Raw genomic sequence first — 24251 nt, 5'->3', positions numbered from 1 at the left:
AGGGGAGGCGGTGGCCGCGGGGTGAGGAAGATGCGCGCCGACGACGGTACGCCGGTGAGGTTCACGGAAGCAGGGCTTCCGCTTCTTCCCTCACGCCACGTGCGTCCCTCGCCTCACGAACGTACGGCATGTCACGGATGTGCCTCGGTTCCCTCGTACGGGCCTCAGGTTCCCCTTCCGTCCCGTGAATGCCGGAAGCTGTCAGGTGTGACCTTCCGCCCGCTCGCCGCCGTCCCACCGCGCCCGTCTCATGTCGACGCGCGGCAGATGCCCCTCGGCGGACCGGCTCGCCTCCTTCAGGGGCGTGCCCTCCGAGCGGTAGTGGGCCAGCGCGTCCAGTTCGTGGCCGGGCAGCAGGGTCCCGTCGGCGCGGGTGACCCGCCACCACGGCACCGCCCCTCCGTAGAGGGCCATCACCCGGCCCACCTGGCGCGGGCCGCCCTCCTCCAGCCATTCGGCGATGTCGCCGTACGTCATGACGCGCCCGGGCGGGATCAGCTCGGTGACCTCAAGGACCCGCTCCGCGTACTCCGGCAGGGCGTCCGCCGGAAGGCTCTCCTCGCTCATCCGCCCCATCCTGCACCACCCCACCGACAATGTGACGTGGCGGCGACTGTGCGTATGCCTCGCTCAGGGGTGACGCTTGAGGCAGACTGTGCGACCCCGCATTTGCACCCTGATGCCCACGTGTGTCAGTCGGGCATGCCACCATCGTGCGGGCGGTGACTGGTGATACGAGATCAAGAAGAGACCATGAGGCAGCAGGGCGTGCACCCCGAAGACGCGGAGGGCACCTCCGATGCCTCGTCACGCCCGGACACCGGCGGCGTCGACGAGAAGAACGAGAAGGACCCGGCCGGCCCGGCCGAGAAGTCCGCGAGCGGTACGACCGAGCCGAGTGACAGCTCGGCCGAAGCGACCTCTTCCGAGGCCGAGGAAACCGCTCCGGACCCCCTGACACTGGAGAAGCACCAGGCCAGGAGCGAATGCGAGGACGTCGACGAGGCCCACGCGGACGAGGTCGAGGGTGACGAACCCCTCCTCCCCGCGCGCGTGCACCGCCCCTCCGACCTCATGCGGCTCCTTGTCGGCGTGCTCGCCATCGCGGTGCTGCTCGCCATCGCCGCGTTCGCGCATGGCACCACCTCGGGTCTCGAACAGGACATCAACAAGGGCACCGGGCAGGCACCAGATCTTCTGATCAAGATCGCGGGGCTCGCGTCAAGCATCGCGATCCTCCTGGTACCCGTCGCATTCGCGATCGAACGGCTGATCAAGCGGGACGGACTGCGCATCGCCGACGGCGTGCTCGCCGCTGTCCTCGCCCACGGCGTGACCCTCGCCACGGACCTCTGGGTCGCGAAGGGCGCACCCGGCTCCATCCAGGAGGCGCTCACCCAGCCCTCCCCCGGTGACATCCACGCCCTCACCGACCCGGTGCACGGCTATCTCGCGCCGGTCATCGCCTATATGACGGCCGTCGGGATGTCCCGCAGACCACGCTGGCGCGCGGTGCTCTGGGTGGTGCTCCTGCTCGACGCCTTCTCCATGCTGGTGACCGGCTACACGACACCGTTCTCGATCATCCTGACGGTGCTCATCGGCTGGACCGTCGCCTACGGGACGCTGTACGCGGTCGGTTCCCCGAACGTGCGGCCCACCGGACGGACCCTCATGGCAGGCCTGCGGCACGTCGGCTTCCACCCGGTCAGCGCGGCCCGCGAGGAGACGCCCGAGACCTCGGAGAACGGCGACCGCGGCCGCCGCTACTTCGTCACTCTGGAGGACGGCCCACCCCTGGACGTCACGGTCGTCGACCGTGAGCAGCAGGCGCAGGGGTTCTTCTACCGCGTGTGGCGCCGTCTGACGCTGCGCGGCATCACCACGCGCCGCAGCCTCCAGTCACTGCGCCAGGCGCTGGAGCAGGAGGCCCTCCTCGCGTACGCCGCGATCGCAGCCGGAGCCAACGCGCCCAAGCTGATCGCCACCTCCGAGCTGGGTCCCGACGCCGTGATGCTCGTCTACGAGCACACCGGCGGCCACACCCTCGACTCGCTGCCCGACGAACACGTCACGGACGATCTGCTGCGCGACACCTGGCACCAGGTGCAGGCCCTTCAGTCCCGGCGCATCGCGCACCGCAGGCTCGCGGGCGACGCGATTCTGGTGGATCGTTCCGGCAAGGTGATCCTCACCGACCTGCGCGGTGGTGAGATCGCGGCCGGTGATCTCCTGCTGCGAATGGACATCGCCCAACTGGTGACCACCGTGGGACTGCGCGTGGGCGCCGAGCGCGCGGTCGCGTCGGCGGTCGGAGTTCTCGGTCCGGACGCCGTCGCGGACTGCCTGCCCATGCTCCAGCCGATCGCATTGACCCGCAGCACGCGCGCAACGCTGCGGAAGCTGGCAAGGGAACGTTCGCAACGCGAACGGGACGCGGTCCTCGAAGCCTCCCGCCAGGCCAAACTCGCCCGTGCCGAGGAAGCGGCGGAGGCGGCCGCGCCGGTCTCCGAGAAGACCGCCAAGAAGGCCGTCCGCGCCGAACAGCGCGCCGAGAAGCGCGCCATGGACGAAGCGCTCGACGAGGCGCGCGAGGAGGATCTGCTCACCCAGATCCGCCACCAGGTGCTGCTGATCAGGCCGCAGGCACCCGTCGAACCCGCCCGCCTGGAGCGCGTCCGGCCGCGCACCCTGATCAGTTTCATCGCCGGGGCCATCGGCGCGTACTTCCTGCTGACCCAGCTCACCCACATCGAGTTCGGGACACTCTTCGACAACGCCGAGTGGGGCTGGGTCGCGGCGGCCGTGCTGTTCTCCGCGCTGAGCTACTTCGCGGCGGCGATGAGCCTGCTCGGCTTCGTACCGGAACGGGTCCCCTTCCTGCGGACGGTGGCGGCTCAGGTCGCCGGCTCGTTCGTGAAGATCGTCGCCCCCGCGGCGGTGGGCGGTGTGGCCCTGAACACGCGCTTCCTGCAACGTGCCGGCGTGCGGCCCGGGCTCGCCGTCGCGAGCGTCGGCGCCTCCCAGCTGTTCGGACTCGGCTGCCACATCCTGATGCTGCTGTCCTTCGGCTATCTGACCGGTACGGAGAAGACACCGTCCCTGTCGCCGTCCCGCACGGTCATCGCGGGCCTGCTGACGGTCGCCGTGCTCGTCCTCGTGGTGACGTCGGTGCCGTTCCTGCGCAAGTTCGTCTCCACGCGCGTGCGCTCACTCTTCGCGGGTGTCGTCCCGCGCATGCTCGACGTGCTCCAGCGGCCGCAGAAGCTGGTCACCGGCATCGGCGGCATGCTGCTGCTGACGGCCTGCTTCGTGATGTGCCTGGACGCGTCGATCCGCGCCTTCGGCCACGAGGAACCCACGACGCTCAGCCTCGCCAGCGTCGCCGTCGTCTTCCTCGCCGGCAACGCACTGGGCTCCGCGGCACCGACCCCCGGTGGCGTCGGCGCGGTCGAGGCGACCCTCACGGTCGGTCTGATCGCCGTGGGCCTCCCCAAGGAGGTCGCGGCCCCCGCGGTGCTCCTGTACCGCCTGCTCACGCTGTGGATCCCGGTGTTGCCCGGCTGGCTGTTCTTCAACCACCTGACCCGCAAGGGCGCGCTCTAGGACGCGCGCGAAACCCCCTCATAGGGGGTTCGTGGCGCGCCCTCACCCACACGGCTCGCGCCCCGAGCGCGCCGCCGCGTGCGCCCTCAGGATGGGGAACATGCCGAACCCGTCCCAGTTGCGCGCCGCTGCCCTGACCGTCACCGCCGTCCTGCTGGCGGCATGGTCGACCGGCTGCAGCAGCGACTCCACGAACGAGGATCTGACGGCACAGAAGCTCAGCTGGAAGGACTGCCCGGCCCCGTCCGACTCCGAGGGCGGCGGCAGCGCCCCCTCGCCCCTGCCGGGCGGTACGGAGTGGCAGTGCGCCACCATGAAGGCACCCCTCGACTGGGCCGACCCCAAGGGCGACACGATCGGGCTCGCGCTGATCCGGGCGAAGACGAGCGGCGACGCGAGCAAGCGCATCGGATCGCTCATCTTCAACTTCGGCGGCCCCGGCGGCTCGGGCGTCACCACCCTGCCCGCGTTCGGCAAGGACTACGCCGCCCTGCGCACCCGCTACGACCTGGTCAGCTTCGACCCGCGCGGCGTCGGCCGCAGCGCGGGCGTGGAGTGCGAGGACGACCAGCAACTGGACAAGTACTTCCAGCAGGACGCGACCCCGGACGACGACGCCGAGACGCAGGACCTCCTGCGGAACACCAAGACGTTCAACGCGGCGTGCGAGAAGAACTCCGGCAAGGTCCTCCCCCATGTGCGCACCACCGACGCGGCGCGCGACATGGACCTGATGCGCCAGGTACTCGGCGACGACAAGCTGCACTACTTCGGCATCTCGTACGGCACCGAACTGGGCGGGGTGTACGCCCACTTGTTCCCCAAGAACGTGGGACGCGCCGTGTTCGACGGGGTCGTCGACCCGACACAGAACCCGGAGCAGAGTTCGCTCGGCCAGGCCAAGGGCTTCCAGCTCGCGCTCGACAACTTCGCCGACGACTGCACCTCGAAGGTCGAGGACTGCCCCATCGGCGACACCGCTCAGGACGTCAAGGACCGCATCGCCAAACTGCTGAAGGGCCTGGAGACCAAGCCGATCCCCGGAGTCTTCCCGCGCGAACTGACCCAGACCGCGGCGACCAACGGCATCGCGCAGTCGCTGTACTCGAAGGACTTCTGGGAGTACCTGACCGAGGGACTCCAGCAGGCGTACGACGGCGACGGCAAGGTCCTGATGCTGCTGTCCGACTCGATGAACGGGCGCAACGAGAACGGCACGTACAGCAACATCACGGCGGCGAACATCTCCATCAACTGCGCCGACGACAAGCCGCGTTACACCGCGGACTTCGTGCGGTCGAAGCTCCCGGAGTTCCGGGCCGCCTCCCCGCTGTTCGGGGACTACCTGGCCTGGGGCATGGTCAGCTGCACCGACTGGGCGGTACCGGGCGCCGCCGACCACCCGGACGTCAGCGCTCCCGGCGCGGCCCCGATCCTCGTGGTGGGCAACACCGGTGACCCGGCCACTCCGTACGAGGGCGCGCGGAAGATGGTGGACGCGCTCGGCAAGGGCGTGGGCGTCCAGCTCACGTACAAGGGCCAGGGGCACGGGGCGTACGACAGCAAGAACAAGTGCGTGCAGGGCGCGGTGAACGGCTATCTGCTGCAGGGCACCGTTCCCTCGGCCGGGACCGTTTGCTCGTAGATAGTCGCAGGTCAGAGCGTTATCCACAGGTCTCGGCGCGGTCGGCGGCCGACGCCTACTATTGCCTGCATGTGATCCGCGACTTCGGGCGGAGCACGGGCAAGGGGGGACGCTCATGACACGTTTCGCACGGTGGACGGCCGCTGCCGCCGCCGCGTTGCTGGTAGCCGGCTGCGGCGGGGGCTCGTCCGGTGACGGCAAGGACGAGGGGAAGAACAGCGACGGACCGTCGGCCGCGGCGCCGTCCTCCACCGGCTCGCCGGGGCTGCCCGCCTCCCTGACCGCGCAGAAGCTCGACTGGAGTCGCTGCAAGGCCACTTCGGGCGCGCCCGCGCCAGGAAACGGCTGGCAGTGCGCCACGCTCAAGGCGCCGCTCGACTACGCGAAGCCGGACGGCGGGACGATCGGTCTCGCGCTCATCCGCTCGAAGGCGACCGGCGGGCAGAGCAAGCGGATCGGCTCGCTGTTGTTCAACTTCGGCGGCCCCGGCGGCTCGGGTGTCTCCACCATGCCGTCGTACGGAAGCCTCGTCGGACCGCTCCACGAGCGCTACGACCTGGTGAGCTGGGACCCGCGCGGAGTGGCCGCCAGCGAAGGCGTGCGGTGCCGCACGGACAAGGCCATCCAGGCGTCCGAGTCCGTGGACGCCACGCCGGACGACGCGGCGGAGGAAGCGGCGTACTTCCAGGACGCCGAGAACTTCGGCAAGGGCTGCGCCAAGGCGGCCGGGAAGCTGCTGTCCCATGTGTCGACGACGGACACGGCCAAGGACATGGATCTGATGCGCCAGGTCCTCGGCGACCGCAGCATGCACTACTTCGGCATCTCGTACGGAACGGAACTGGGCGGTGTGTACGCCCACTTGTTCCCGAAGAACGTGGGACGCCTGATCCTGGACGCCGTGGTCGACCCGAGCGCCGACACCGTGGGCCACGCCAAGAACCAGACGCTGGGCTTCCAGCGCGCGCTCGACGACTATCTCAAGTCCACCGGCCAGGACCCCGAGCAGGGCTCGCGGAAGATCACGGACCTGCTGAAGCGGATCGACGCGAAGCCGCTGCCCACCTCCGGGGGGCGCAAGCTCAGCCAGACACTGGCCCTCACCGGCATCGTGCTGCCGCTCTACAGCAAGCAGGGCTGGCCGACGCTCACCGAAGCCCTGAAGGACGCCGAGGACGGGGACGGTTCGGCCCTGCTGGACCTCGCCGACGGATACAACGAACGCGACGCCTCAGGGCACTACGGCACGACGACGCATTCACAACGGGTCATATCGTGCTTGGACGACAAGCAGCGGCCGACTCCGGAGGAGACGAAGAAGCGGCTGGCCGAGTTCGAGAAGATCTCGCCCGTGTTCGGGGACTTCATGGGTTGGGACACGGCGGGCTGGTGCCACGACTGGCCGGTGGCCGGGCAGCACGACACCCCCGAGGTGAGCGCTCCGGGCGCCGATCCGGTCCTGGTCGTCGGCAACACCGGGGACCCTGCCACTCCCTACGAGGGCGCCCGCAGGATGGCGGACGAGCTCGGCAGGGGCGTCGGCGTGGAGCTGACCTGGAAGGGCGAGGGTCACGGCGCCTACGGCAGTGGGAGCGACTGTGTCGACTCGACCGTGAACAGCTATCTGCTGGACGGGACGGTGCCGAAGGACGGCAAGGTCTGTTCATGACGATGGCGGGGGTTCCGCGGACACCCGGTCCGCGGAACCCCCGCCATCGAAAGAGCGGGACGTGCCGCCGGTCAGTACACCGGCTTGTCGGGCTCGATCTGGTTGACCCAACCGATCACACCGCCGCCGACGTGTACCGCGTCCGAGAAGCCTGCGGACTTCAGGACGGCGAGGACCTCCGCACTGCGGACACCTGTCTTGCAGTGCAGGACGATCTTCTTGTCCTGCGGCAGGGTCGCCAGTGCGGTGCCCATGAGGAACTCGTTCTTCGGGATCAGCTTGGCGCCGGGGATCGAGACGATCTCGTACTCGTTGACCTCGCGGACGTCGATGATCTCGATGTTCTCGCCGTCGTCGATCCACTCCTTGAGCTGCTTGGGAGTGATCGTCGAGCCGGCCGCCGCCTCCTGGGCCTCCTCGGACACGACGCCGCAGAAGGCCTCGTAGTCGATGAGTTCCGTGACGGTCGGGTTCTCGCCGCAGACCGCGCAGTTCGGGTCCTTGCGGACCTTCACCTGGCGGTACTGCATCTCCAGGGCGTCGTAGATCATCAGACGGCCGACGAGCGGGTCGCCGATGCCGGTCAGGACCTTGATCGCCTCGGTGACCTGGATGGAACCGATGGACGCGCACAGCACGCCCAGGACACCGCCCTCGGCGCAGGAGGGGACCATGCCCGGCGGCGGGGGCTCCGGGTAGAGGCAGCGGTAGCAGGGTCCGTGCTCGGACCAGAAGACCGAGGCCTGGCCGTCGAAGCGGTAGATCGAGCCCCACACGTACGGCTTGTTGAGCAGCACGCACGCGTCGTTGACCAGGTAGCGGGTCGCGAAGTTGTCCGTGCCGTCGACGATCAGGTCGTACTGGCTGAAGATGTCCATCACGTTCTCGGCCTCGAGCCGCTCTTCGTGAAGGATCACGTTCACGTACGGGTTGATGCCCAGCACGGAATCGCGGGCGGAGACGGCCTTGGACCGGCCGATGTCCGCCTGGCTGTGGATGATCTGGCGCTGCAGGTTCGACTCGTCGACCTCGTCGAACTCCACGATGCCGAGCGTGCCGACGCCCGCCGCGGCCAGGTACATCAGCGCCGGCGATCCGAGGCCGCCGGCGCCCACACAGAGCACCTTGGCGTTCTTCAGCCGCTTCTGCCCGTCCATGCCCACATCGGGGATGATCAGGTGGCGGGAGTACCTGCGGACCTCGTCTACGGTGAGCTCAGAGGCTGGCTCGACCAGGGGTGGCAGCGACACGGGGACTCCGTTGGTCGGTCAATCACTACAGTTGTTCTCCCCGTAACACTGCCACGCCCTTCTTCATTCCGAGACACCCGTTCCGATCCGCGAGACGATTTCGTCCCAGTAGCCGGGCATCGTCTCCCAGGGGTCGGCCCTCCCCCCGTGGTCGGAGCGGTCGGTGAAGTAGATCGTGGAGGCGCCCTGCCAGCGCGCGACGCGCAACGCCTCCTCCAGATGACCGCGCGGCACACCGTGCACGAAGTGGCAGAAGCGTTCGGGCGGATAGTCGGCGGTCCACTCGGCGACCTGCGACCAGCGGTACTCGCTCCAGGGCCCGGAGAAGGTGACCAGTTGGTCGGCGTTCTCCGCGTATCCCGGATACGGGTGGGTGCCATGGCCCAGCACGATGTGCGCGCCGTCGCGGAGCGCCCGCAGCGACCCGATCGTGCGGCGGATCTCGGGCAGCGCGGAGCGCTCGGCGGGGCAGCGGTCGAGCAAGAACCCGTCGGCCTGGTACCAGTCGAGATAGCGCTGCGCGTCGGAGACCACGTCGTCGAACGGACGCGCCCCGTAGGCGGTGTCCAGGTGTCCGAGCACCCGGACGCCCGCGTTGCGCAGGCGTCCGGAGGCCTCCAGGCAGCGCGGGTCGGGGCGGTCGCCGGGACCGTTGTCCACGTTCAGGACGACCCAGTGCAAGGGGGTGCCGGGGCGGGTGAGGCCGTCCCATTCGACAGGAGCGACCAAGGGGTGGGCATAGCCGGGGACACCGACGCCGACCCCGGACCGGTCGGTGCCTGCCGTGCCGGTGGCGGTGCTGGTCAGATGCGGCACGCCGCCTCCATCCAGATGTCGGCGAGGGACTCTTCGAGGTTGATCCGGGGCCGCCAGCCGAGCCGGTCGCGTGCGGTGCGCACGTCGGCCTGCTGCCAGCCGCCGCAGCCGTCCGGGTACGGGTGCGCGAGGGGAGCCACGTGGTCGGGTTCCGGGCGGGGGTGGCCGATGGTGGCTCGCAGCACGGGACCGGCCGGGGGGCCGGGCGGCCCGTCGAGTTCGTGCAGGGTGCCGCCGTAACCGGCCACGCGCGCGAGGACGGAGGCGGCGTCGCGGAGTCGGACGGCACGGCCCGAGCCGATGTTGATCACGCCCTGTGCGGCGGAGAGGGAGGCGGCGTGCACGGCGCGGGCGACGTCACGGACGTCGATGAAGTCGCGTTGCACGCCCAGGCCGCCGAGCTTCAGTTCGCCGTCGCCGGACTGCATGGCGCGGCGCAGGGCCTCGGCGAGCCGGCCGAGCGGGGATCCGGCGGGTGTTCCGGGTCCGGCGGGCGAGAAGACGCGGAGCACGACGGCGTCCAGGCCGGAGCCGAGGACGAGTTCGGTGGCCGCGAGCTTGCTCACGCCGTACGGGCCGCCCGGGCGCGGCACGGCGTCCTCGGCGGTGGACGAGCCGGGCTGGCTGGGCCCGTACTCGGCTCCGCAGCCGAGCTGCACGAGCCGGGCACCGCAGCCGCTGCGCCGCAGGGCCTCGCAGACGGTGGCGACGGCGACGGTGTTGTGCCGAGTGAGGTCGCGGGCGCCGCCGCGTGTGGTGCCCGCGCAGTTGATGACGACTCCGGGGTGCACCGCGTCCAGGAAGCGGGTGAGCGCGCCGGGGCTGCCCGAGGCGAGGTCGAACCGTACGTCGGCGTCGTCGCCCCGGCCGAGCGCGGTCAACTGCACGGCCGGATCGGCGAGCAGTCTGTCGGCGACGAAACGGCCGAGATAGCCGTTGGCTCCGATCAGCAGGACCCTCATCGGGCGGCTCCCGGGGCGGATTCTCCGGTTCGGGAGGTGATCATCTGGCTGTCTCCTTCGAGGTGGTGCCGTAGGTCGGGGAGAGGGCCCGCGGTGTCGGCCCCGCGGGAGAAGGGGGCCCGGCTCCGGGATGTGATCCCGAGGGCCGGAGGGGGCTCATGGCGTCGGGTGCCATGGGCCGGGGCGGGACGCGCCGTGCGAGGAGACGGACAGCGCGCCGTGGCGTGGTCGGCCAGGGGCCGCGACCGGCGGAGGGCGACGAGGCTCGGAGCGCGGCCTCGGCCCCGGCCGTTCGGCATGCCGGGGTCGGAGCCGGGGGCGGAGGGCTTCGATCCGTCCCTGGCAACGCAGTTGGGGCCGCCCTGGCCGCGGCGGCTCCGTCCGCCGTGCCCGGACGGCGTCGGGCGGCCCACGGCAGGGACTGTCACCCCGCCCGGGTCAGAGGTCTTCGAGCCGCCTCGGACCGAGTGGTTCGGTCCGCCGTGCGCCGGCTGCTTCACTCCGTGCACGGCGTGGGGCCTCAACGCTGCCCGGGCCCCGCGGTCGAGGACGCCGAAGGCCGGCGGCTCGCTTCGGCCCGTTCGCCGGGTCTCGTCCCCGCCGTTCATGGGGCATCGCCGGTCCGGGCGTGCGCCGAGGCGCGGGTCAGCGTGCGGGAGGCGTGGAGGAGCAGGACGACGGCGCCCGCACCGCACACCAGGGCGGGTACGGCGCCGGCTCCCCAGGTGTGGACAAGGGTGTCGACGGGGGTGGCCAGGAACGAGCAGCCGGGGAGGCGGGCCGCGTAGACGGTGGCCAGGGCCGCGGCTTCCGCCGTGCCCGCGCCGGCGAGTGCCAGGGCCGGGGCGTGGGTGAAGCCGCGAGCCGTCAGGAGCCGTGCGAGCAGGAGGAGGGCGCCGAGGGCACCGGCTCCGGCGTAGGCGGGAGGCTCGTCGAGTGCCTCGCCGCACAGGGCGAGCAGTCCGAGCAGCGTGCACACGAACAGGCCGAACACGCCGAGAAGCAGGGGCTGTACGGAGGCGGCGAACTCCTCCAGACCCCGGCTCGTGGTGAGCCGGCGGCGAGCGCGGCTGACGAACAGGTGGGCGCACCAGGCGGCAGGAGCGCAGGCCAGCGAGAGGGCCAGCACGGGGGCGGTGGCCAGCGGCCAGTTGCCGTCCGGCCCGCCGGTGAGGCCCGCGTACAGCAGGCCGTCGCCGAGGAGGGCGTACGCGACGAGCCAGCACGTCCACGCGAGGGTGGCGCCCGTCATGCCCTGGCTGCTGCTCAGCGGGCCGCGGCGCAGCGCGAGGCGAAGGCCGAACGCGACGGCGAGGGCGCCGAACGCGGCGATGGCGAGGCGCGGTTGTCCGTGCGTGAGCCGCAGCCCGGCGACGACGCCCGCGCCGAGGGCGCCGGGCACCAGGGCGAGGACGGCCCAGTAGGGGCGCGTGCCGGGCGGTGCGGGCCTCGCCACGTCGGGCGCCGCGGCCTCGCCGTCGCGCGCCACGCGTGCGTACATCTCCTCGGCGAGCGAGAACACGTCCCGGTGACGGAAGCGGGCGGCGGTCCGGTCGGTCACGCCGTGGGCCTCCAGACCCGCGGCGATCTCCAGCGAGTCGACGGCTCGTTCGCAGAGTTCGCGGTGCCGGTGCATCAGCGTCTTCACGGGGTCCGCGGCGCCCCGCCGTCCAGCGTTCCTGCGCGCACCGTCGGCGCCCTCCGCGCCGGAACCGGAGCTGGGGCCGAGGCCGGCACCGGGGCTGGGAAGCCTGCGCCCGCCGTAGGCACCCCCCGCACCGATGCCCGAAAGACTGCCCCCACCAAGACTGTCCCCAGCTCCGGCACCCCCGGAACTCCCGCCTTCCGCACCGGTGTCGGAGAGGATGAGCTCCCCGTCGACGGCCTCGGCTCGCGTGCCGACGGCCCACGCCGCTACGCCCGCGTCCTGCACGCTCCCGCTCCCGCGGCCGTCCGGTCGGCCACCGGATCCGGCATCAGGTCTCACACCACGGCGAACGTCACGAACGCTTCTGGCGTCACCGTCCCCACCCCCGCCCCCGCCCGACGCGTCCTCACCCGATGCGTCCCTGCCCGACGCCCCCGCACCCCCGCCCGACGCGCTCTCGCCCGCGTCCGGAGCTTGCGTGCCGTCGAGGTTCGTACCGCCCGGCCCTCGGAAACCGTCGAGGGCGAGTTCGGTCAGGTCGCCGACGCCACCCCGGGCGCCCGCTCCCGCGGTGTCGCCGGTCATGCGCCCTCCCCCGCCGGAACGGTGGCCGTGGCGCGCACCGGTGCCCCGTCGCCCCATCGCGGCCGGCCCGCGGCCATCAGGCGGGCCTCGGTCCAGCCGCCCGGAAGGTGGGCCTCGGCGGGTACGCCGAACGGCAACGGCTCCCCCGCTCTGTTCACGACCGGCCGGCGTACCGGGGAGTGCGAGACGATCTCCAGGTAAATGCCGTGAAATGCCGCGACGTTCTGCTCGACGGTGAAGAGTTCGAGGGCGCGTGCGCGGGCGGCGGCGCCCAGGCGCTCGCGGCGCTCGGGGTCGCGCAGCAGCGCCACGCACGCCTCGGCGAGCGCCCGCGGGTTGCGCGGCGGGACCACCAGTCCCGTACCGCCGATGACCTCGACGACCGCGCCCACGTCGGTGGAGACGGTGGCCCGGCCGCAGAACATCGCCTCGACGAGACTGATCGGGAAGCCCTCGACCACGCTGGAGAGGACGACCAGGGCGCCGGAGGCGTAGGCCTCGGCGAGGCTCGGGACCTCCGGTCCGCCGATCTCCTCGAAGGACACCGGGTTGTCGCCGACCGCGTGGACGCCCTCGGCCTCGTCGGGGAAGAGCTGTGCGGCGAGCGCTTTGCAGTGCGCCAGGTAGGTCGCGCCGTCCGGACCGTCGGCGGGGGCGCCGACGATCCTCAGCCGGGTCTTCGGCTCCTCCTTGCGGACCTCCGCGAAGGAATGCAGCAGGGAGATGAGGTCCTTCGCGGGTTCGATACGGCCGACCCACACCAGCGTGTCGGGGTCCGCGCACCGGCTGCCCTCGGCGCCCTCCCCGACCTCGGCGAAGCGATCCGCCTCCATGCCGGGGTAGACGGTGCGCAGCTTGGCGCGGTCGGCGCCGCAGCGCTCCTGCCAGCGGCGGGCGTGGGCGTTCCCGGGCGTGATGAGGGTGGCCGCGCCGTAGACCTCGGCGGCGAGGGCGCCGTGGAACGCGGCGAGCAGGGCGCGGACGGCGGGGGTCTCCGTGACGGTGGTGGAGGACAGGTAGTGCGCCCGCAGGTGCACGCCGTACTCGGTGACGAGCAGCGGGACTCCGAAGAAGTGCCGGGTGAGGAGGCCGGGCAGGGCCGCCGCTCCGCCGGCCGCGGCGTGACAGAGGTCGACCGCGCCGAGGCCGTCGTCCTCGTACCAGTCCAGGGAGAGGGGGCGCAGGGCGCGCTCGATGTGGCCGGCGACGGCGAGCAGGTCGGGTACGCGCGCCGCGCGGGCGGTCCGCAGCGCGCCGGGCGCGCGACAGGCGCGCTCCAGGGCGCGGACCGCTCCTTCCGACCGGAGGGCGCCGACCAGGCCGCCCTCGTCGCGGGCGAGTTCGGCGAGACCGTACAGCGCGCTGGCGAAACGGTCCGCCTCGACGCCGGAGGAATCCGCCTCCCCCTCCGAGGACTCCGTCGCGCGGGGAGTCACCGGTCCCGAGCAGACGGCCGCCGCCAGGTCCCCGTACGCCTCGGCGAACCGGCGTCGTGCGCGGCGCCCGTGGACCACGCCGTCGTCCTCCGCCGTCCACAGCGGCGCCGTGCGGACGCGGCTGACCTGGGACGGCAGTTGGATCCAGCCCTCGTCCTCCTGGCGCTCGGTGCGGCTGAGCGCGTAGATGTCGAACTCGTGCTGCCCGAGCCCGCGCACGAGCCGGTCGCACCAGAGCCTGGCGTCACCGCTCACATACGGATAGCCACCCTCCGTCAGCAGTCCGATGCGCACGAGCACACCCCCGATCTCCCGTATGGGGAGCCGCCGTTGACCCGGCGGCTCGCAGCGGGACGAACGTATGCGGACATGGCGGTGGCGCGACGGACGGTTGTCCATCGCGCCACCAAAAGGGGTGAACGGTCGTAACTTTCCCGCGCAGGACGCGTTCCGTCGCGCTAAGACATCAAGCAGTCACTTTTTTGCCGGCCGAAGCCCGCGAACCGGGCCGCCGCCCGCGGGCCCCGCGCGCTCACGCCGGCGTCAGTTCCTTGCCGTCGGCCGGCTCCCTGCGGGCGGCGCGTCGGCGCGCCGCGACCTCCGGGTCGAGTGCCGGTACGGCGGCCAGCAGTTGCCGGGTGTACGGGTCGCCGGGACGCTCGTACACGTCGTCGGCGGGGCCGTACTCGACGAGCTTGCCGCGCCGCATCACGGCCACTCGGTCGCTGACCTGGCGTACGACCGCGAGATCGTGCGCCACGAACACCAGGGCGAGCCCGAGTTCCCGCTGCAGCTCGCCGAGCAGCGCGACGACCTGGGCCTGTGTGGTGACGTCGAGCGCGGAGACCGGTTCGTCGCACACGATGACGCGCGGCTCTGCGGCCAGGGCCCGTGCGATGCCCACACGCTGGCGCTGTCCGCCGCTGAACTCGTGCGGGTAGCGGTCGTAGTGCGCCGCTTCGAGCCCCACACGTTCCAGCAGTTCCCTGACGCGCCCCCGGATGCTCCCCTCGTCCCGTTCGCCGCGCGCCCGTAGCGGGTCCGCGACGGACTCGCCCACACTGCGCCGGGGGTTGAGGGAGGAGACCGGGTCCTGGAAGACCATCTGCACCGAGGGGCGCACGCCGGACTGTTCGCGCCCTTCGTAGCGGATCGTTCCGCTCGTGGGCTCCAGGAGTCCCACCAGCATTCTTCCCAGGGTGGTCTTCCCGCTGCCGCTCTCGCCGACGACACCGAGGGTCTCCCCCCTGCGGACGGTGAGCGACACGTCGTCGACGGCCGCGAACCGCTGCTTCCCGCGCCCGAACTCGCGCCGCAGCCCGATTGCTTCGAGCACCACGTCGTTCGACGGAACCTTCGTCGAGCCGCGGCTCTGCACACCACCGCTCTCCGAGCCGCCGGTCTCCGAGCCGCCGGTTTTCGAGCCGGTGGTCTCCGGCCCGACGCCCGCGACAGGCATGGTCGCCTCCGCGGGAGAGGCCGGTTCGACCGAAGATGTCTCCGCCGCTGGACCGGGTCCCTCCACGGACCCGGCCGCCCCGGCACGACCCGGAACGGCAGCCGGTCCGCTCCCGCCGGCCACACCGGTCGTGCGGGGTGTGTCCACGCGAGGCACGGCGCCGAGGAGTTCGCGGGTGTACGTCTCCCGGGGCGCGCCGAGGACGGCGGTGACCGACCCGTGCTCGACCGCGCGGCCGTGACGCATCACGAGGATCTCGTCGACGCTCTCGGCGGCGACGCCGACGTCGTGGGTGACCAGCAGCAGCCCCATCCCGGTCTCCTGCCGCAGGGTGTGCAGCAGGTCGAGGATCTGCGCCTGGACGGTCACGTCGAGGGCGGTGGTCGGCTCGTCGGCGATCAGCAGCTCGGGTTCGCAGGCCAGCGCCATGGCGATGAGGGCGCGCTGGCGCATGCCGCCGCTGAACTCGTGCGGGCGCGCGCGGGACCGGCGTACCGCGTCGGGGATGCCGACCCGGTCCAGCACGTCCACGGCACGCGCGCGTGCGGCGCGTCGCGAGGCCTTCGTGTGCACCCGGTGGACCTCGGCGATCTGGTCGCCGACCGCGTAGTACGGGTCCAGGGAGGAGAGCGGGTCCTGGAAGACCATCGCGGCCTTCCCGCCGCGCAGCCTGCCCAGTTCGTCGTCGGACGCCCGCTGTACGTCCACGCCGGCGACGCGGACCGTGCCGGTGACCCGCGCTCCGGTGCCGCGGTGCAGCGCCAGCAGGGCGGAGGCCACGGTGGACTTGCCCGAGCCGGACTCGCCGACCAGGCCGAGGGCGGCGCCCCTGTCCAGCCGGAAGGACAGCCCGTCGACGGCCCGCAGGTCTCCGAAGTCGACGGACAGGCCGTCCACTTCGACCAGCGGGACCGCGGTACCGGCGTCCGCGGGGACCGCCGCACCCGGAGAGGTCGCGGATGCGGTCGTGGAAGAGTCGCTCATGCGAGCACCACCCGTCGGTCGGCCACCGCGTACAGCACGTCCGCGACGGCGTTGGCGATGACGACGAAGAAGCCGACGACCAGGACCATGCCGACGACGACGGGAAGGTCGACGACGTTCACGGCGTGGACCAGTTCCTGGCCGATGCCGGGCAGTCCGAAGAGCGTCTCGGTGAGGACCGCGCCGCCGATGGCTCCGCCGACGTTGTTGGCGTTGAGCGCGATGATCGGCGCGAACGCCCCGCGCAGCGCGTGCCGTCCGATGATCGACCGCTCGCCGACGCCGTACGCGCGGAAGGTGCGGATGTGGTCCTCGGCGAGCGTCTCCAGCATCGACGCCCGGGTGAGCCGGGCGAATGTGGCGGCCTCGATGAGGGCGAGGGAGAACCAGGGCAACAGCAGGTTCCAGGCCCACTGTTCGGGGTCGTCGGTGAGACCGACGTACTGCGGGAAGGGCAGGAGCCGCAGTTGCCCGCACACGATGATCATCAGGACGAGACCGATGACGAAGACGGGGGTGGCCACGCCCGCGAGCGTCACGCCGGTCAGCACCCGCTCGCTGATCCGGCCTCGCCGCCATGCGGACAGGACGCCGGTACCGACGCCGAGAATGAGCCAGAGGATCATCGCGCCGAACACGAGCGACAGACTGACCGGCAGCTTCGCGAAGATCAGCTGGGTCACCTGTCGGCCGCCCTGGTACGACAGGCCGAGGCACGGCGCCGAGCAGTGCTCCACGGACGTGCCCGTGGAGTAGTCCTGGCCGACGAGGATGCCCTGGAGGAAGTGCCAGTAGCGCACGTAGAGAGGGTCGTCGAGCCTCAACTGCTGTGCCACCTGGTGCACTTGTTCCGGAGAACAGCGGGGGCCGCAGGTGATCTGGGCGACGTTGCCCGGCGTGACGAAGAAGACGACGTAGACGATCACCGAGATGGCGAGGAGGGTGATCACGGTGCCGACGAGGCGGCGCAGGACGAATCCGCCGAAGCCGCTCATGCCCGCTCCTCCTTCCGGCCGGTGACGTCCGCCTCGGTGCTCGCGGACGCGGTGACCTTCCCCGCGTCCGCGGTGGCCTTCCCCGCGTCCGCGGTGGCCTTCCCTGCGTCCGCGGTGGCCTTCCCCGCGACCGCGGTGACCTTCCCCGCGTCCGCGGTGGCCTTCCCCGCGTCCGCGTCCGCCTTGGCCTCACGCCTGCGGCCGGTGCCGATGCTCAGGCGGGAGGCCGCGCGCGGGTCGAGGGCCGTCCGGATGCCGTCGCCCAGGACGGTCAGCGCCAGGACGGTCACGAAGAGCGCGCCGGCGGGCAGCAGCAGGTACTGCGGGGCGGCCTGGTACCAGACGTCGGCGGCGGTGAGCATCTGTCCCCAGGAGGGTGTCGGGGGCTTCACTCCGACGCCCAGGAAGGAGAGCGCGGCTTCCACGCTGATGTTCATCGGGACGAGGAGCGCGGCGTACGTGATGACCGGCGCGGCGAGTCCCGGCAGCAGTTCGCGGCGGGCGATCCGCCAGGTGCCCCATCCGCTGAGCCGGGCGGCGGAGACGTAGTCGAGTCCCTTGAGCGTCAGTGTCTGGGCGCGCACGATCTTGGCGACGTTGCCCCAGGCGATCAGGCCGATGACGAGGGCGACCAGCAGGGGGCGGGGGAAGCTGCCGGGCACGATCGCCAGCAACGCCAGCGACATGATCATGAGGGGCATCGCGATGATGATCTCGGTGAAGCGGCTCAGCAGTTGGTCGACCCAGCGCGCGCCGAGCGCGGCGGCGACACCGACCACGACCCCGATGAGGACCTGTACAACGGTGGCTCCGAGAGCGACCCCGAGGGAGACCCGCGCGCCGTACACGAGACGCGCGAAGAGATCGCGGCCGGTCTGCGGTTCGACGCCGAGCCAGTGGTCGGCTCCGATGCCGCCGAGCGACCCCACGGGCACACCGCCGCGTGCGGAGTCCACCAGCGAGGGGTGGTAGGTGGTGGGGTCCTGGCCCTCGATCGCGGTGAGCAGCGGTGCGGCGATCGCGACCAGGAGGAGGAGTGCGACGACGACGGCCGCGACGAGCGCGGCACGCTGCGCGCGCAGCCGCCGCCAGAACTGGCGGGCCCCCGAGGCCCCCGTGACGGACGGGTCCGTCACGGGGGCCGAGGAGGCGACAAGTACCTCGCTCACGGTGCTACTTCACCGCGACCTGGGAGATGTCCAGAACGCCGGTCCAGTCGCTGATGACGATGTTCTTGACGTCCTTGCCGTACAGGCGCTTGTAGACCGGGTGGAACAGCGGCACGGTGAGCGCCTGCTCTCCGATCTTCTTGTCCAGCGCGCCCCAGCGCTCGGCGGCCTGGTCGAGGTCGGTCAGCTTGTTGATCGCGTCGATCTCGTCGTTGACGGACGGGTCGTTCAGGAAGCCCGTGTTGAAGTTGGCGCCGTCCTTGACGATCTGCCGGCCGTCGAAGATCGGGGCCAGGAAGGGACCGCCGGAGGGCCAGTCGGCACCCCAGTGGGCGAGGAAGAAGCCCGGCTCGGTCTTGACGCTCTGGACCTTGTCGCTGTAGTCGTTCGACTCCAGGCCCTGGAGCTTGACGGTGATGCCGGCCTTCTTGAGTGCGTCCTGGACGGCGGTGGCGATCTCGGGGCTGGTCTCGAAGTCCTTGCTGTTGGAGTGCGTCAGCGTCACGGTCAGGCCGTTCTTGTAGCCGGCCTCCTTCAGCAGCTCCTTGGCCTTCGCGGCGTTGCCGGACGCGCCCGCCGGGAAGTGGTCGTACGGGGTGTAGCCGAAGGACTTCTGGTCCGGCAGGTACGTGGTCGCGGGCTCGGCGAGCGAGGAGCCGCCGGCCGCGTTGACAACCGAGCTGCGGTCGATGGCGTAGGAGATCGCCTGGCGCACCTTGGGGTTGTCGAACGGCTTCACCTTCGGGTTGAAGGCGATGTAGTTGGTGTAGCCGAAGTGGCCGGTGCCGACGCGGGAGGCCAGCTCCTTGTCCCCGGTCACCTTGGCGAGTTCGGCCGGGCCGAGGTTGGTGTCCGTGGTGACGGCGGCGGCGTCCGTGCCCTGGGAGGAGGACAGCCGCTGGTTGATCACGGACGAGTCCAGGCCGGAGCGCACATCGATCCTGTCCGGGTAGGCCTTGCGCTCGGCGTCGGTCGAGGCGGACCAGTGGGTGTTGCGCTCCAGAAGGAGCCGCTCACCGTCGTTCTCGTTCTTGACGACCTTGTACGGACCCGAGGAGACCGGGTGCTCCTCGTACTTGGTGCCGGTGTCCTTGGCCTTCGGGACGGGGGTGAACTGCGTCTGCGTGGCCAGGTAGGGGAACTCGCCCTCCGGCTTGTTCAGGTGGAACACGATCGTCAGGTCGTCGGGCGTCTCGATCGAGTCGAGGCCCTTCTTGTCCTTGTAGGGACCCTGGTAGTCGGCCCCGCCGATGAGCCAGTCCCGCAGGTAGGGGGCACCGCCGGAGAGTTCGGCGGCGAAGGAGCGCTCGATGCCGTACTTGATGTCGGCGGAGGTGATCGGCGTGCCGTCCTCGTACTTGAGCCCCTTCTTCAGGGTGTACGTCCACACGGTCGCGTTCTTGCCGGCGCGGCCGGTGTCGGTGGCGAGGTCGGGCACGACCTCCGAGCCGGCGGCGCCGTTCTCGCGGTTGCGGGTGGTGAGCGTGCGGAAGACGAGCGAGGGCACGTTGCCGCCGCCGGAGGTGTAGAGCCGCGCGGGGTCGAAGTCCGACTGCGGGGTGGAGTTCAGCACGCTGAGCGTGCCGCCCTTCTTCGCCTGGGAGTCACCGCCTCCGGAACTCTTGGCATCGTTGTCCTCAGGGCCGCAGGCGACGGCGCCCGCCGCCACGGCCAGGCTGACGGATGCCACGGCCACGCGGCGGGCTATGAGGGACGGTTGACGCATCGGAAGACGACCTCTCGGATGGCTCGAACAGTGAGACGGATTGACGCGGAATGAGACAGCGGGGCGCAGGGGCCCGCCCAGGGCGTCAGGCGTCGGTGTCCGACCGGACCGGAGGAGGTACGGGCACGCCGAACCGGAGGGGTTCAGGGGCGCACGGAATCGAAACGGGAGAAGAATGCGACGCACTCGCCGTGGGCGGGCGTCAGCTACAGAGGATGTCGGCCACGCACAGTGCGGTCACGCCGATGAGCGCCAGCTCGATGGCGGCGCAGACGGAGGCGTGACGGGGCGACATGCGCCAAAATATGAACGAACTTTCGGCGCATGTCAACGCGGCCCGAGCGACCCCTGTCAACTCCCGGGATAGGCCCAGGGGTTGGCCCGGCAGTGGATTCCGTCGTGGTCGAGGAACTTGGTCTGCTGCTGCATGACCGGGGCGAGCTCGCCGTCCTTGTCACAGGTGACGTGCCCGTATCCGAGCCGGTGGCCGACCTCGTGGTTGATCAGCATCTGCCGGTAGGAGTGAATCTTGTCACCGTAGGTCGTGGAGCCCTGGGCCCAGCGGTACGCGTTGATCATGACGCGCTCGGTGGACGCCGAGTCGCACGAGACGTTGTCCTCCGTGGTGTCGAGGCCCGACTTGGCACACCACTCGGCGGTGGTCCCCGGACTCGCCAGCGTGATGACGAAGTCCGGTTTGCCCGAACTGATCCGCTCGAAGGTACGGGCCCCGCCGTGCGCCCAGCTCCGGCGGTCGTTCAGCGTCTTCTGGACGGCCTCGGCGAAGAGGGCGCCCTCCAGGCCGAGCCCCTGCTCCACGTCGACACGGTAGGTGTACTTGCGTCCCTCGCCGGGCGCCTTGGCGAACCCGGGCACCGCGGCGAACTTCCCCGACCCCTTGAGCTTCGCGCCGAGCGGGTAGGTCTTGGCCATCTTCTGGTCGTACGTCAGGGCGGCCGCGGCCACGCTCGGGTGGCCCGCCTGGGTCGGCCTGCCGTCCCCGCGCGAGGCGGGGTCCTGGGTCACCCGGCCGCCCGCGGCGGACTGGGTCCGGGCACCGGCGTCGTGCTGTCCGGTCGCGACCTGTCCGGCGACGACGACGGCCAGCACGGTGGTGACGGCGGCCGCCGCGATCCCGGTGAACGCCCGTCCCTTGCCCCGGCCCTTCTCCTGCTCGCCGGTCTCGGGCAGCGGCGGCTCACCGGGGCCGCCGACGCCGTCGGCCTCCGTGTCCCACGACGTGACGGAGCCGTACGGGTCGTCGGTCCGGGGGCCGGCCGTCCGGCCCGGAGCGCCCGCACGCGGCGCGAAGAGGTCGTCGTCCTCGTCCGTGGCGACGTCGAACGCGTCGACGTACGCCTGCCGAGGGGCGGTCAGGCGCTCCTGGCGCGGGCGCGGGACCATCGGCCCGGGAGGCGCACCCCGCGCGGCCGCGCCGGTCCTGGACTCCCCCCAGCCGCCGCCCTGTTCACGCTGTTCGGGGTGGCCGCCCCGCACCCGGGGCGTCCCATGGGCGGGCGTTCCGTCGGGAAGTCGTGGCGTCCCGTGGGCGGGTGTCCCGTCGAAAAGGCGCGGCACCCCGTGCGCGGGGGTGCCGTCCTGGATTCTCGGGACTCCGTGCGCCGGGGTCCCGTCGGCGAAACGCGGCACTCCGCGCGCGGGAGTCCCGTCTCCGAAACGCGGCACCCCACGCGCGGGGGTGCCGTCGAAGGCCTGCGGGAATCCGTGGGCCGGAGTCGCGTCGGCGCGCGGTGGTGCGCTGCGGGGTGAGGTCGCGTTCGCGGGCGGGTAGGGCCCGAGGGCGCCGGGACGGGGCGCCGACGCTCGACGGGTCCGGTCCGGGCCCGGCTCCGGTGACGGCTCCGCCTCGGGAACCGCTCGCGTCCGCGAGGTCTCCGGCTTGTCGGCCCGCCCCCGACGACTGTGTCGTCCCACTTCCTGCCTCAGCTCTCCGCGCCGGTTGCCGCCTCGGAGGTCAACTCTCCCTGGTGCGCGAGGAGTTCACGGAAGGCCGTGGCCACCGTCTGTGGATACTCCATCATGGCGACGTGCCCCGCGTCCGGCAGAGTCAGCAGCCGGGAATCGCGGAAGGCACGGGCCGCGCGCTGGGCCATACGGTAGCCGACGAGCTGGTCGCGGCCGCCATAGACCAGCAGGGTGGGGGCGAGCACCCGCTCGGCCTGCCGCCACAGACCGTGCTGGCCGCCCAGCGTGTACGCGTTGACGATCCCCCGCGCGGAACGCGCCATGGCGTCCCAGAAGTAGGGGAGGGCGAGCCGCCGCTCCATCTCCTCGACCGCGTCGCGGAACCCGTCGGGGGTCACGATGGTGGGATCCCCGTAGCAGAGGGCCGTCACCCCGCGCACGCGCCTCTCGGCGCTCCACTCCCTGGTCAGGCGGGTGAACAGACCGGCCACCCCGGGCAGCGCGAGCAACGCGGTCGGCCACGCGCTGCGCTGCGCGCGGATCTCCGGCAGGGCGGGCGAGACGAGCGTCAGCGTGCGGACGAGGTCCGGACGGACGGCGGCCACGCGTGTCGAGACGGCACCGCCGAGTGAGTTGCCGAAGAGGTGGACGGGCCCGCGCCCGGACGCGTCGAGATAACGGATGACCGCGCGCGCGTGTCCGGTGACCGAGTAGTCGCCGTCGTCCGGCGGCGGCGAGTCGCCGAAGCCCGGAAGGTCGAGGGCCTCGCCGTCCACGAGTCCGTCGAGGAGCGACATCAGCGCCGACCAGTTCTGCGAGGAGCCGCCCAGGCCGTGCACGTACAGCGCGGGCGGCAGCCCCTTGCGGGCCGGGGGCCTCGACCGGACGGTCAGCGTGACCCCGGGGAGCCCGACCGACCGCAGCCGCTCGCCCTCCGCGACCCTGACGGCACCGACCCTGGGCGTGACGGTGGAGGCCAGCGCGGACGGGAGTTCGGTCGAAGACATGCCGCAATGTTACGAGACGATCACGCCGGGGCTCATGTGTTCGCCGTCACAGATCGCGGGCGGATCGTATAGCGCCCCGATCGCGCGTCTCCTAGGCTTCGAACGAGGGCACTCGTACGTACGTCAGGAGCGCACTCGTACCGTTCGGGAAGAGGAACCATGACAGTCGACCCGACAGACCCCGCACCGTTCGACGATCAGTTCCGGAACGTCCTCGACGGGGAGGCCCCGGAGGCGGACGCCGCCGAACAGGCCGGCGAGCTGGATCCCACCGAGGACGTGGACCCGGAACCCCCGGGGGATCCCCTCAGCGCCGACGAGGCGGACCGCGCCGAGCAGGCCCGGGTCGTCCGGCTGAACGAGGACGACTACCGGTGACGCGACACCGCTGATCAGGGCCGTAGCGAGGGGCGGGCGCCCAGCTCGTCCCCTTCGGTCCCCTGTGCGCCGCCGCCGTCGGCGTCCGGTCCGTGAAATTCTGCGCTCGCACCGCACACAGCACGGTTACCGAAAAGTACGATGGCGACGCGGCGCACACCGCAGTGGACAATTTTGGGAGGCGGCGTGACAGCCATCGAGCAGACAGAGGCGGCACGCCCGCGGGGCACTCGCCTGCCGCGCCGTGCCCGACGCAACCAGCTCCTCGGCGCCGCCCAGGAAGTCTTCGTTGCGCAGGGGTATCACTCGGCCGCCATGGACGACATCGCCGAGCGCGCGGGCGTCAGCAAGCCGGTCCTCTACCAGCACTTCCCGGGAAAGCTCGATCTGTACCTCGCCCTGCTGGACCAGCACTGCGAGTCCCTGCTCCAGGCGGTCCGCACCGCGCTCGCGTCGACCTCGGACAACAAGCTGCGCGTCCGCGCCACGATGGACGCCTACTTCGCGTACGTCGAGGACGACGGCGGCGCCTTCCGGCTGGTCTTCGAGTCGGACCTGACCAACGAGCCCGCGGTGCGCGAGCGCGTCGACAAGGTGACGCACGAGTGCGCCGAGGCGATCTGCGACGTCATCGCGGAGGACACCGGTCTCTCGCGTGCCGAGTCGATGCTCCTCGCGTCGGGGCTCGGCGGTCTGGCACAGGTCGTGGCCCGTTCCTGGCTGCACAGCGACCGCAGCGTCCCGCGCGACCAGGCGGTGCAGCTGCTGACCTCGCTCGCCTGGCGCGGTATCGCGGGTTTCCCGCTGCACGGCATCGACAGCCACTGAGCGGGCACGGCGCCGGTCATCACTGAGCACACGGAAGCGGGCGGGGGGGCCGCCCCCCCCCCCCCGGGGGGTGCGCCCCCCCCGGCGGCGCCGGGGGGGGCCCGCCGCGCCCGCGGGGCGCCCCCCCCCCCCCCAAATTTGTGTGTGGGGGGCCGGGCCCAA

Annotated in this window: 18 protein-coding genes; 5 read left to right on the top strand and 13 right to left on the bottom strand. The window is 71.6% G+C overall.

What is annotated here, in order from left to right:
- Positions 1–201 precede the first annotated feature (201 nt).
- Complete coding sequence (locus ACIRQH_RS25355; protein ID WP_358815628.1) at positions 202–567, bottom strand: MGMT family protein; 366 nt, start codon at positions 565–567, stop codon at positions 202–204.
- A 186-nt stretch (positions 568–753) separates the two neighbouring features.
- On the opposite strand from ACIRQH_RS25355, the gene ACIRQH_RS25350 reads away from it, so the two are divergent.
- The 3 genes from ACIRQH_RS25350 (at position 754) to ACIRQH_RS25340 (ending at position 6920) form a co-directional block, all read left to right on the top strand.
- Complete coding sequence (locus tag ACIRQH_RS25350; protein ID WP_388929688.1) at positions 754–3606, top strand: YbhN family protein; 2853 nt, start codon at positions 754–756, stop codon at positions 3604–3606.
- Between the two features lie 100 nt (positions 3607–3706).
- Entirely contained in the window at positions 3707–5251 is a 1545-nt protein-coding gene (locus ACIRQH_RS25345) for an alpha/beta hydrolase (protein ID WP_388929687.1), read from the top strand.
- A 115-nt stretch (positions 5252–5366) separates the two neighbouring features.
- Positions 5367–6920: an alpha/beta hydrolase gene (locus ACIRQH_RS25340; RefSeq protein WP_404227049.1), complete on the top strand. Its 1554-nt coding sequence runs from the start codon at positions 5367–5369 to the stop codon at positions 6918–6920.
- 71 nt (positions 6921–6991) lie between these two features.
- On the opposite strand, the gene moeZ is transcribed toward ACIRQH_RS25340, so the two are convergent.
- The 12 genes from moeZ to ACIRQH_RS25280 form a co-directional block, all read right to left on the bottom strand.
- On the bottom strand, positions 6992–8170 hold the full coding sequence (gene moeZ, locus ACIRQH_RS25335; RefSeq protein WP_358815624.1) for an adenylyltransferase/sulfurtransferase MoeZ: 1179 nt from the start codon (positions 8168–8170) through the stop codon (positions 6992–6994).
- A gap of 63 nt (positions 8171–8233) precedes the next feature.
- The gene (locus ACIRQH_RS25330) at positions 8234–8986 is read right to left on the bottom strand and encodes a spherulation-specific family 4 protein (RefSeq protein WP_358815623.1); all 753 of its coding nucleotides are present in this window, start codon (positions 8984–8986) and stop codon (positions 8234–8236) included.
- Entirely contained in the window at positions 8974–9948 is a 975-nt protein-coding gene (locus tag ACIRQH_RS25325; RefSeq protein ID WP_358815622.1) for an NAD-dependent epimerase/dehydratase family protein, read from the bottom strand. Before ACIRQH_RS25325 ends, ACIRQH_RS25330 begins: the two co-directional genes overlap by 13 nt.
- A gap of 604 nt (positions 9949–10552) precedes the next feature.
- Positions 10553–11584, bottom strand: coding sequence for a hypothetical protein (locus ACIRQH_RS25320; RefSeq protein ID WP_404227197.1), 1032 nt, complete (start codon positions 11582–11584; stop codon positions 10553–10555).
- A 593-nt stretch (positions 11585–12177) separates the two neighbouring features.
- Positions 12178–13911, bottom strand: coding sequence for a DUF3492 domain-containing protein (locus tag ACIRQH_RS25315; protein ID WP_404227048.1), 1734 nt, complete (start codon positions 13909–13911; stop codon positions 12178–12180).
- A 238-nt stretch (positions 13912–14149) separates the two neighbouring features.
- Positions 14150–16060 carry a dipeptide ABC transporter ATP-binding protein gene (locus tag ACIRQH_RS25310; RefSeq protein WP_404227047.1) on the bottom strand — a complete coding sequence of 637 codons (1911 nt, stop codon included), beginning with the start codon at positions 16058–16060 and terminating at the stop codon, positions 14150–14152.
- Positions 16057–17055: an ABC transporter permease gene (locus ACIRQH_RS25305; RefSeq protein WP_358815620.1), complete on the bottom strand. Its 999-nt coding sequence runs from the start codon at positions 17053–17055 to the stop codon at positions 16057–16059. The genes ACIRQH_RS25310 and ACIRQH_RS25305 overlap by 4 nt, the downstream gene beginning before the upstream one ends.
- Positions 17052–18224 (bottom strand): ABC transporter permease, encoded by a 1173-nt coding sequence (locus tag ACIRQH_RS25300; RefSeq protein WP_404227046.1) that lies wholly within the window; start codon positions 18222–18224, stop codon positions 17052–17054. Before ACIRQH_RS25300 ends, ACIRQH_RS25305 begins: the two co-directional genes overlap by 4 nt.
- Before the next feature lie 4 nt (positions 18225–18228).
- Positions 18229–19950 (bottom strand): ABC transporter substrate-binding protein, encoded by a 1722-nt coding sequence (locus ACIRQH_RS25295; protein WP_388866878.1) that lies wholly within the window; start codon positions 19948–19950, stop codon positions 18229–18231.
- 202 nt (positions 19951–20152) lie between these two features.
- A complete protein-coding gene (locus tag ACIRQH_RS25290) occupies positions 20153–20245 on the bottom strand; it encodes an Ms4533A family Cys-rich leader peptide (protein ID WP_355864967.1) in 93 nt (30 codons plus the stop codon).
- Between the two features lie 56 nt (positions 20246–20301).
- Positions 20302–21885 carry a DUF3152 domain-containing protein gene (locus ACIRQH_RS25285; RefSeq protein ID WP_404227045.1) on the bottom strand — a complete coding sequence of 528 codons (1584 nt, stop codon included), beginning with the start codon at positions 21883–21885 and terminating at the stop codon, positions 20302–20304.
- Positions 21886–21893: 8 nt separating this feature from the next.
- Positions 21894–22883, bottom strand: coding sequence for an alpha/beta fold hydrolase (locus ACIRQH_RS25280; protein WP_388866884.1), 990 nt, complete (start codon positions 22881–22883; stop codon positions 21894–21896).
- A 159-nt stretch (positions 22884–23042) separates the two neighbouring features.
- Between ACIRQH_RS25280 and ACIRQH_RS25275 the strand changes: the two genes are divergently transcribed.
- Positions 23043–23261: a hypothetical protein gene (locus tag ACIRQH_RS25275; RefSeq protein WP_388866887.1), complete on the top strand. Its 219-nt coding sequence runs from the start codon at positions 23043–23045 to the stop codon at positions 23259–23261.
- Positions 23262–23447: 186 nt separating this feature from the next.
- The gene (locus ACIRQH_RS25270; protein ID WP_358815614.1) at positions 23448–24089 is read left to right on the top strand and encodes a TetR/AcrR family transcriptional regulator; all 642 of its coding nucleotides are present in this window, start codon (positions 23448–23450) and stop codon (positions 24087–24089) included.
- The last annotated feature ends 162 nt before the right edge of the window (positions 24090–24251 follow it).

It is taken from the genome of Streptomyces sp. NPDC102279 (assembly GCF_044766365.1).
GTDB lineage: Bacteria > Actinomycetota > Actinomycetes > Streptomycetales > Streptomycetaceae > Streptomyces.
This window is presented reverse-complemented; position numbering and strand designations above follow the sequence as displayed.

Bases quoted from the DNA above. Each gene is read 5' to 3' on its own strand.
- ACIRQH_RS25290 (WP_355864967.1), bottom strand. From the start codon at position 20,245: ATGTCGCCCCGTCACGCCTCCGTCTGCGCCGCCATCGAGCTGGCGCTC.
- ACIRQH_RS25280 (WP_388866884.1), bottom strand. From the start codon at position 22,883: ATGTCTTCGACCGAACTCCCGTCCGCGCTGGCCTCCACCGTCACGCCC.
- ACIRQH_RS25325 (WP_358815622.1), bottom strand. From the start codon at position 9,948: ATGAGGGTCCTGCTGATCGGAGCCAACGGCTATCTCGGCCGTTTCGTC.
- ACIRQH_RS25305 (WP_358815620.1), bottom strand. From the start codon at position 17,055: ATGAGCGGCTTCGGCGGATTCGTCCTGCGCCGCCTCGTCGGCACCGTG.
- ACIRQH_RS25295 (WP_388866878.1), bottom strand. From the start codon at position 19,950: ATGCGTCAACCGTCCCTCATAGCCCGCCGCGTGGCCGTGGCATCCGTC.
- ACIRQH_RS25350 (WP_388929688.1), top strand. From the start codon at position 754: ATGAGGCAGCAGGGCGTGCACCCCGAAGACGCGGAGGGCACCTCCGAT.
- ACIRQH_RS25320 (WP_404227197.1), bottom strand. From the start codon at position 11,584: ATGCACCGGCACCGCGAACTCTGCGAACGAGCCGTCGACTCGCTGGAG.
- ACIRQH_RS25355 (WP_358815628.1), bottom strand. From the start codon at position 567: ATGAGCGAGGAGAGCCTTCCGGCGGACGCCCTGCCGGAGTACGCGGAG.
- ACIRQH_RS25275 (WP_388866887.1), top strand. From the start codon at position 23,043: ATGACAGTCGACCCGACAGACCCCGCACCGTTCGACGATCAGTTCCGG.
- ACIRQH_RS25340 (WP_404227049.1), top strand. From the start codon at position 5,367: ATGACACGTTTCGCACGGTGGACGGCCGCTGCCGCCGCCGCGTTGCTG.
- ACIRQH_RS25310 (WP_404227047.1), bottom strand. From the start codon at position 16,060: ATGAGCGACTCTTCCACGACCGCATCCGCGACCTCTCCGGGTGCGGCG.
- ACIRQH_RS25345 (WP_388929687.1), top strand. From the start codon at position 3,707: ATGCCGAACCCGTCCCAGTTGCGCGCCGCTGCCCTGACCGTCACCGCC.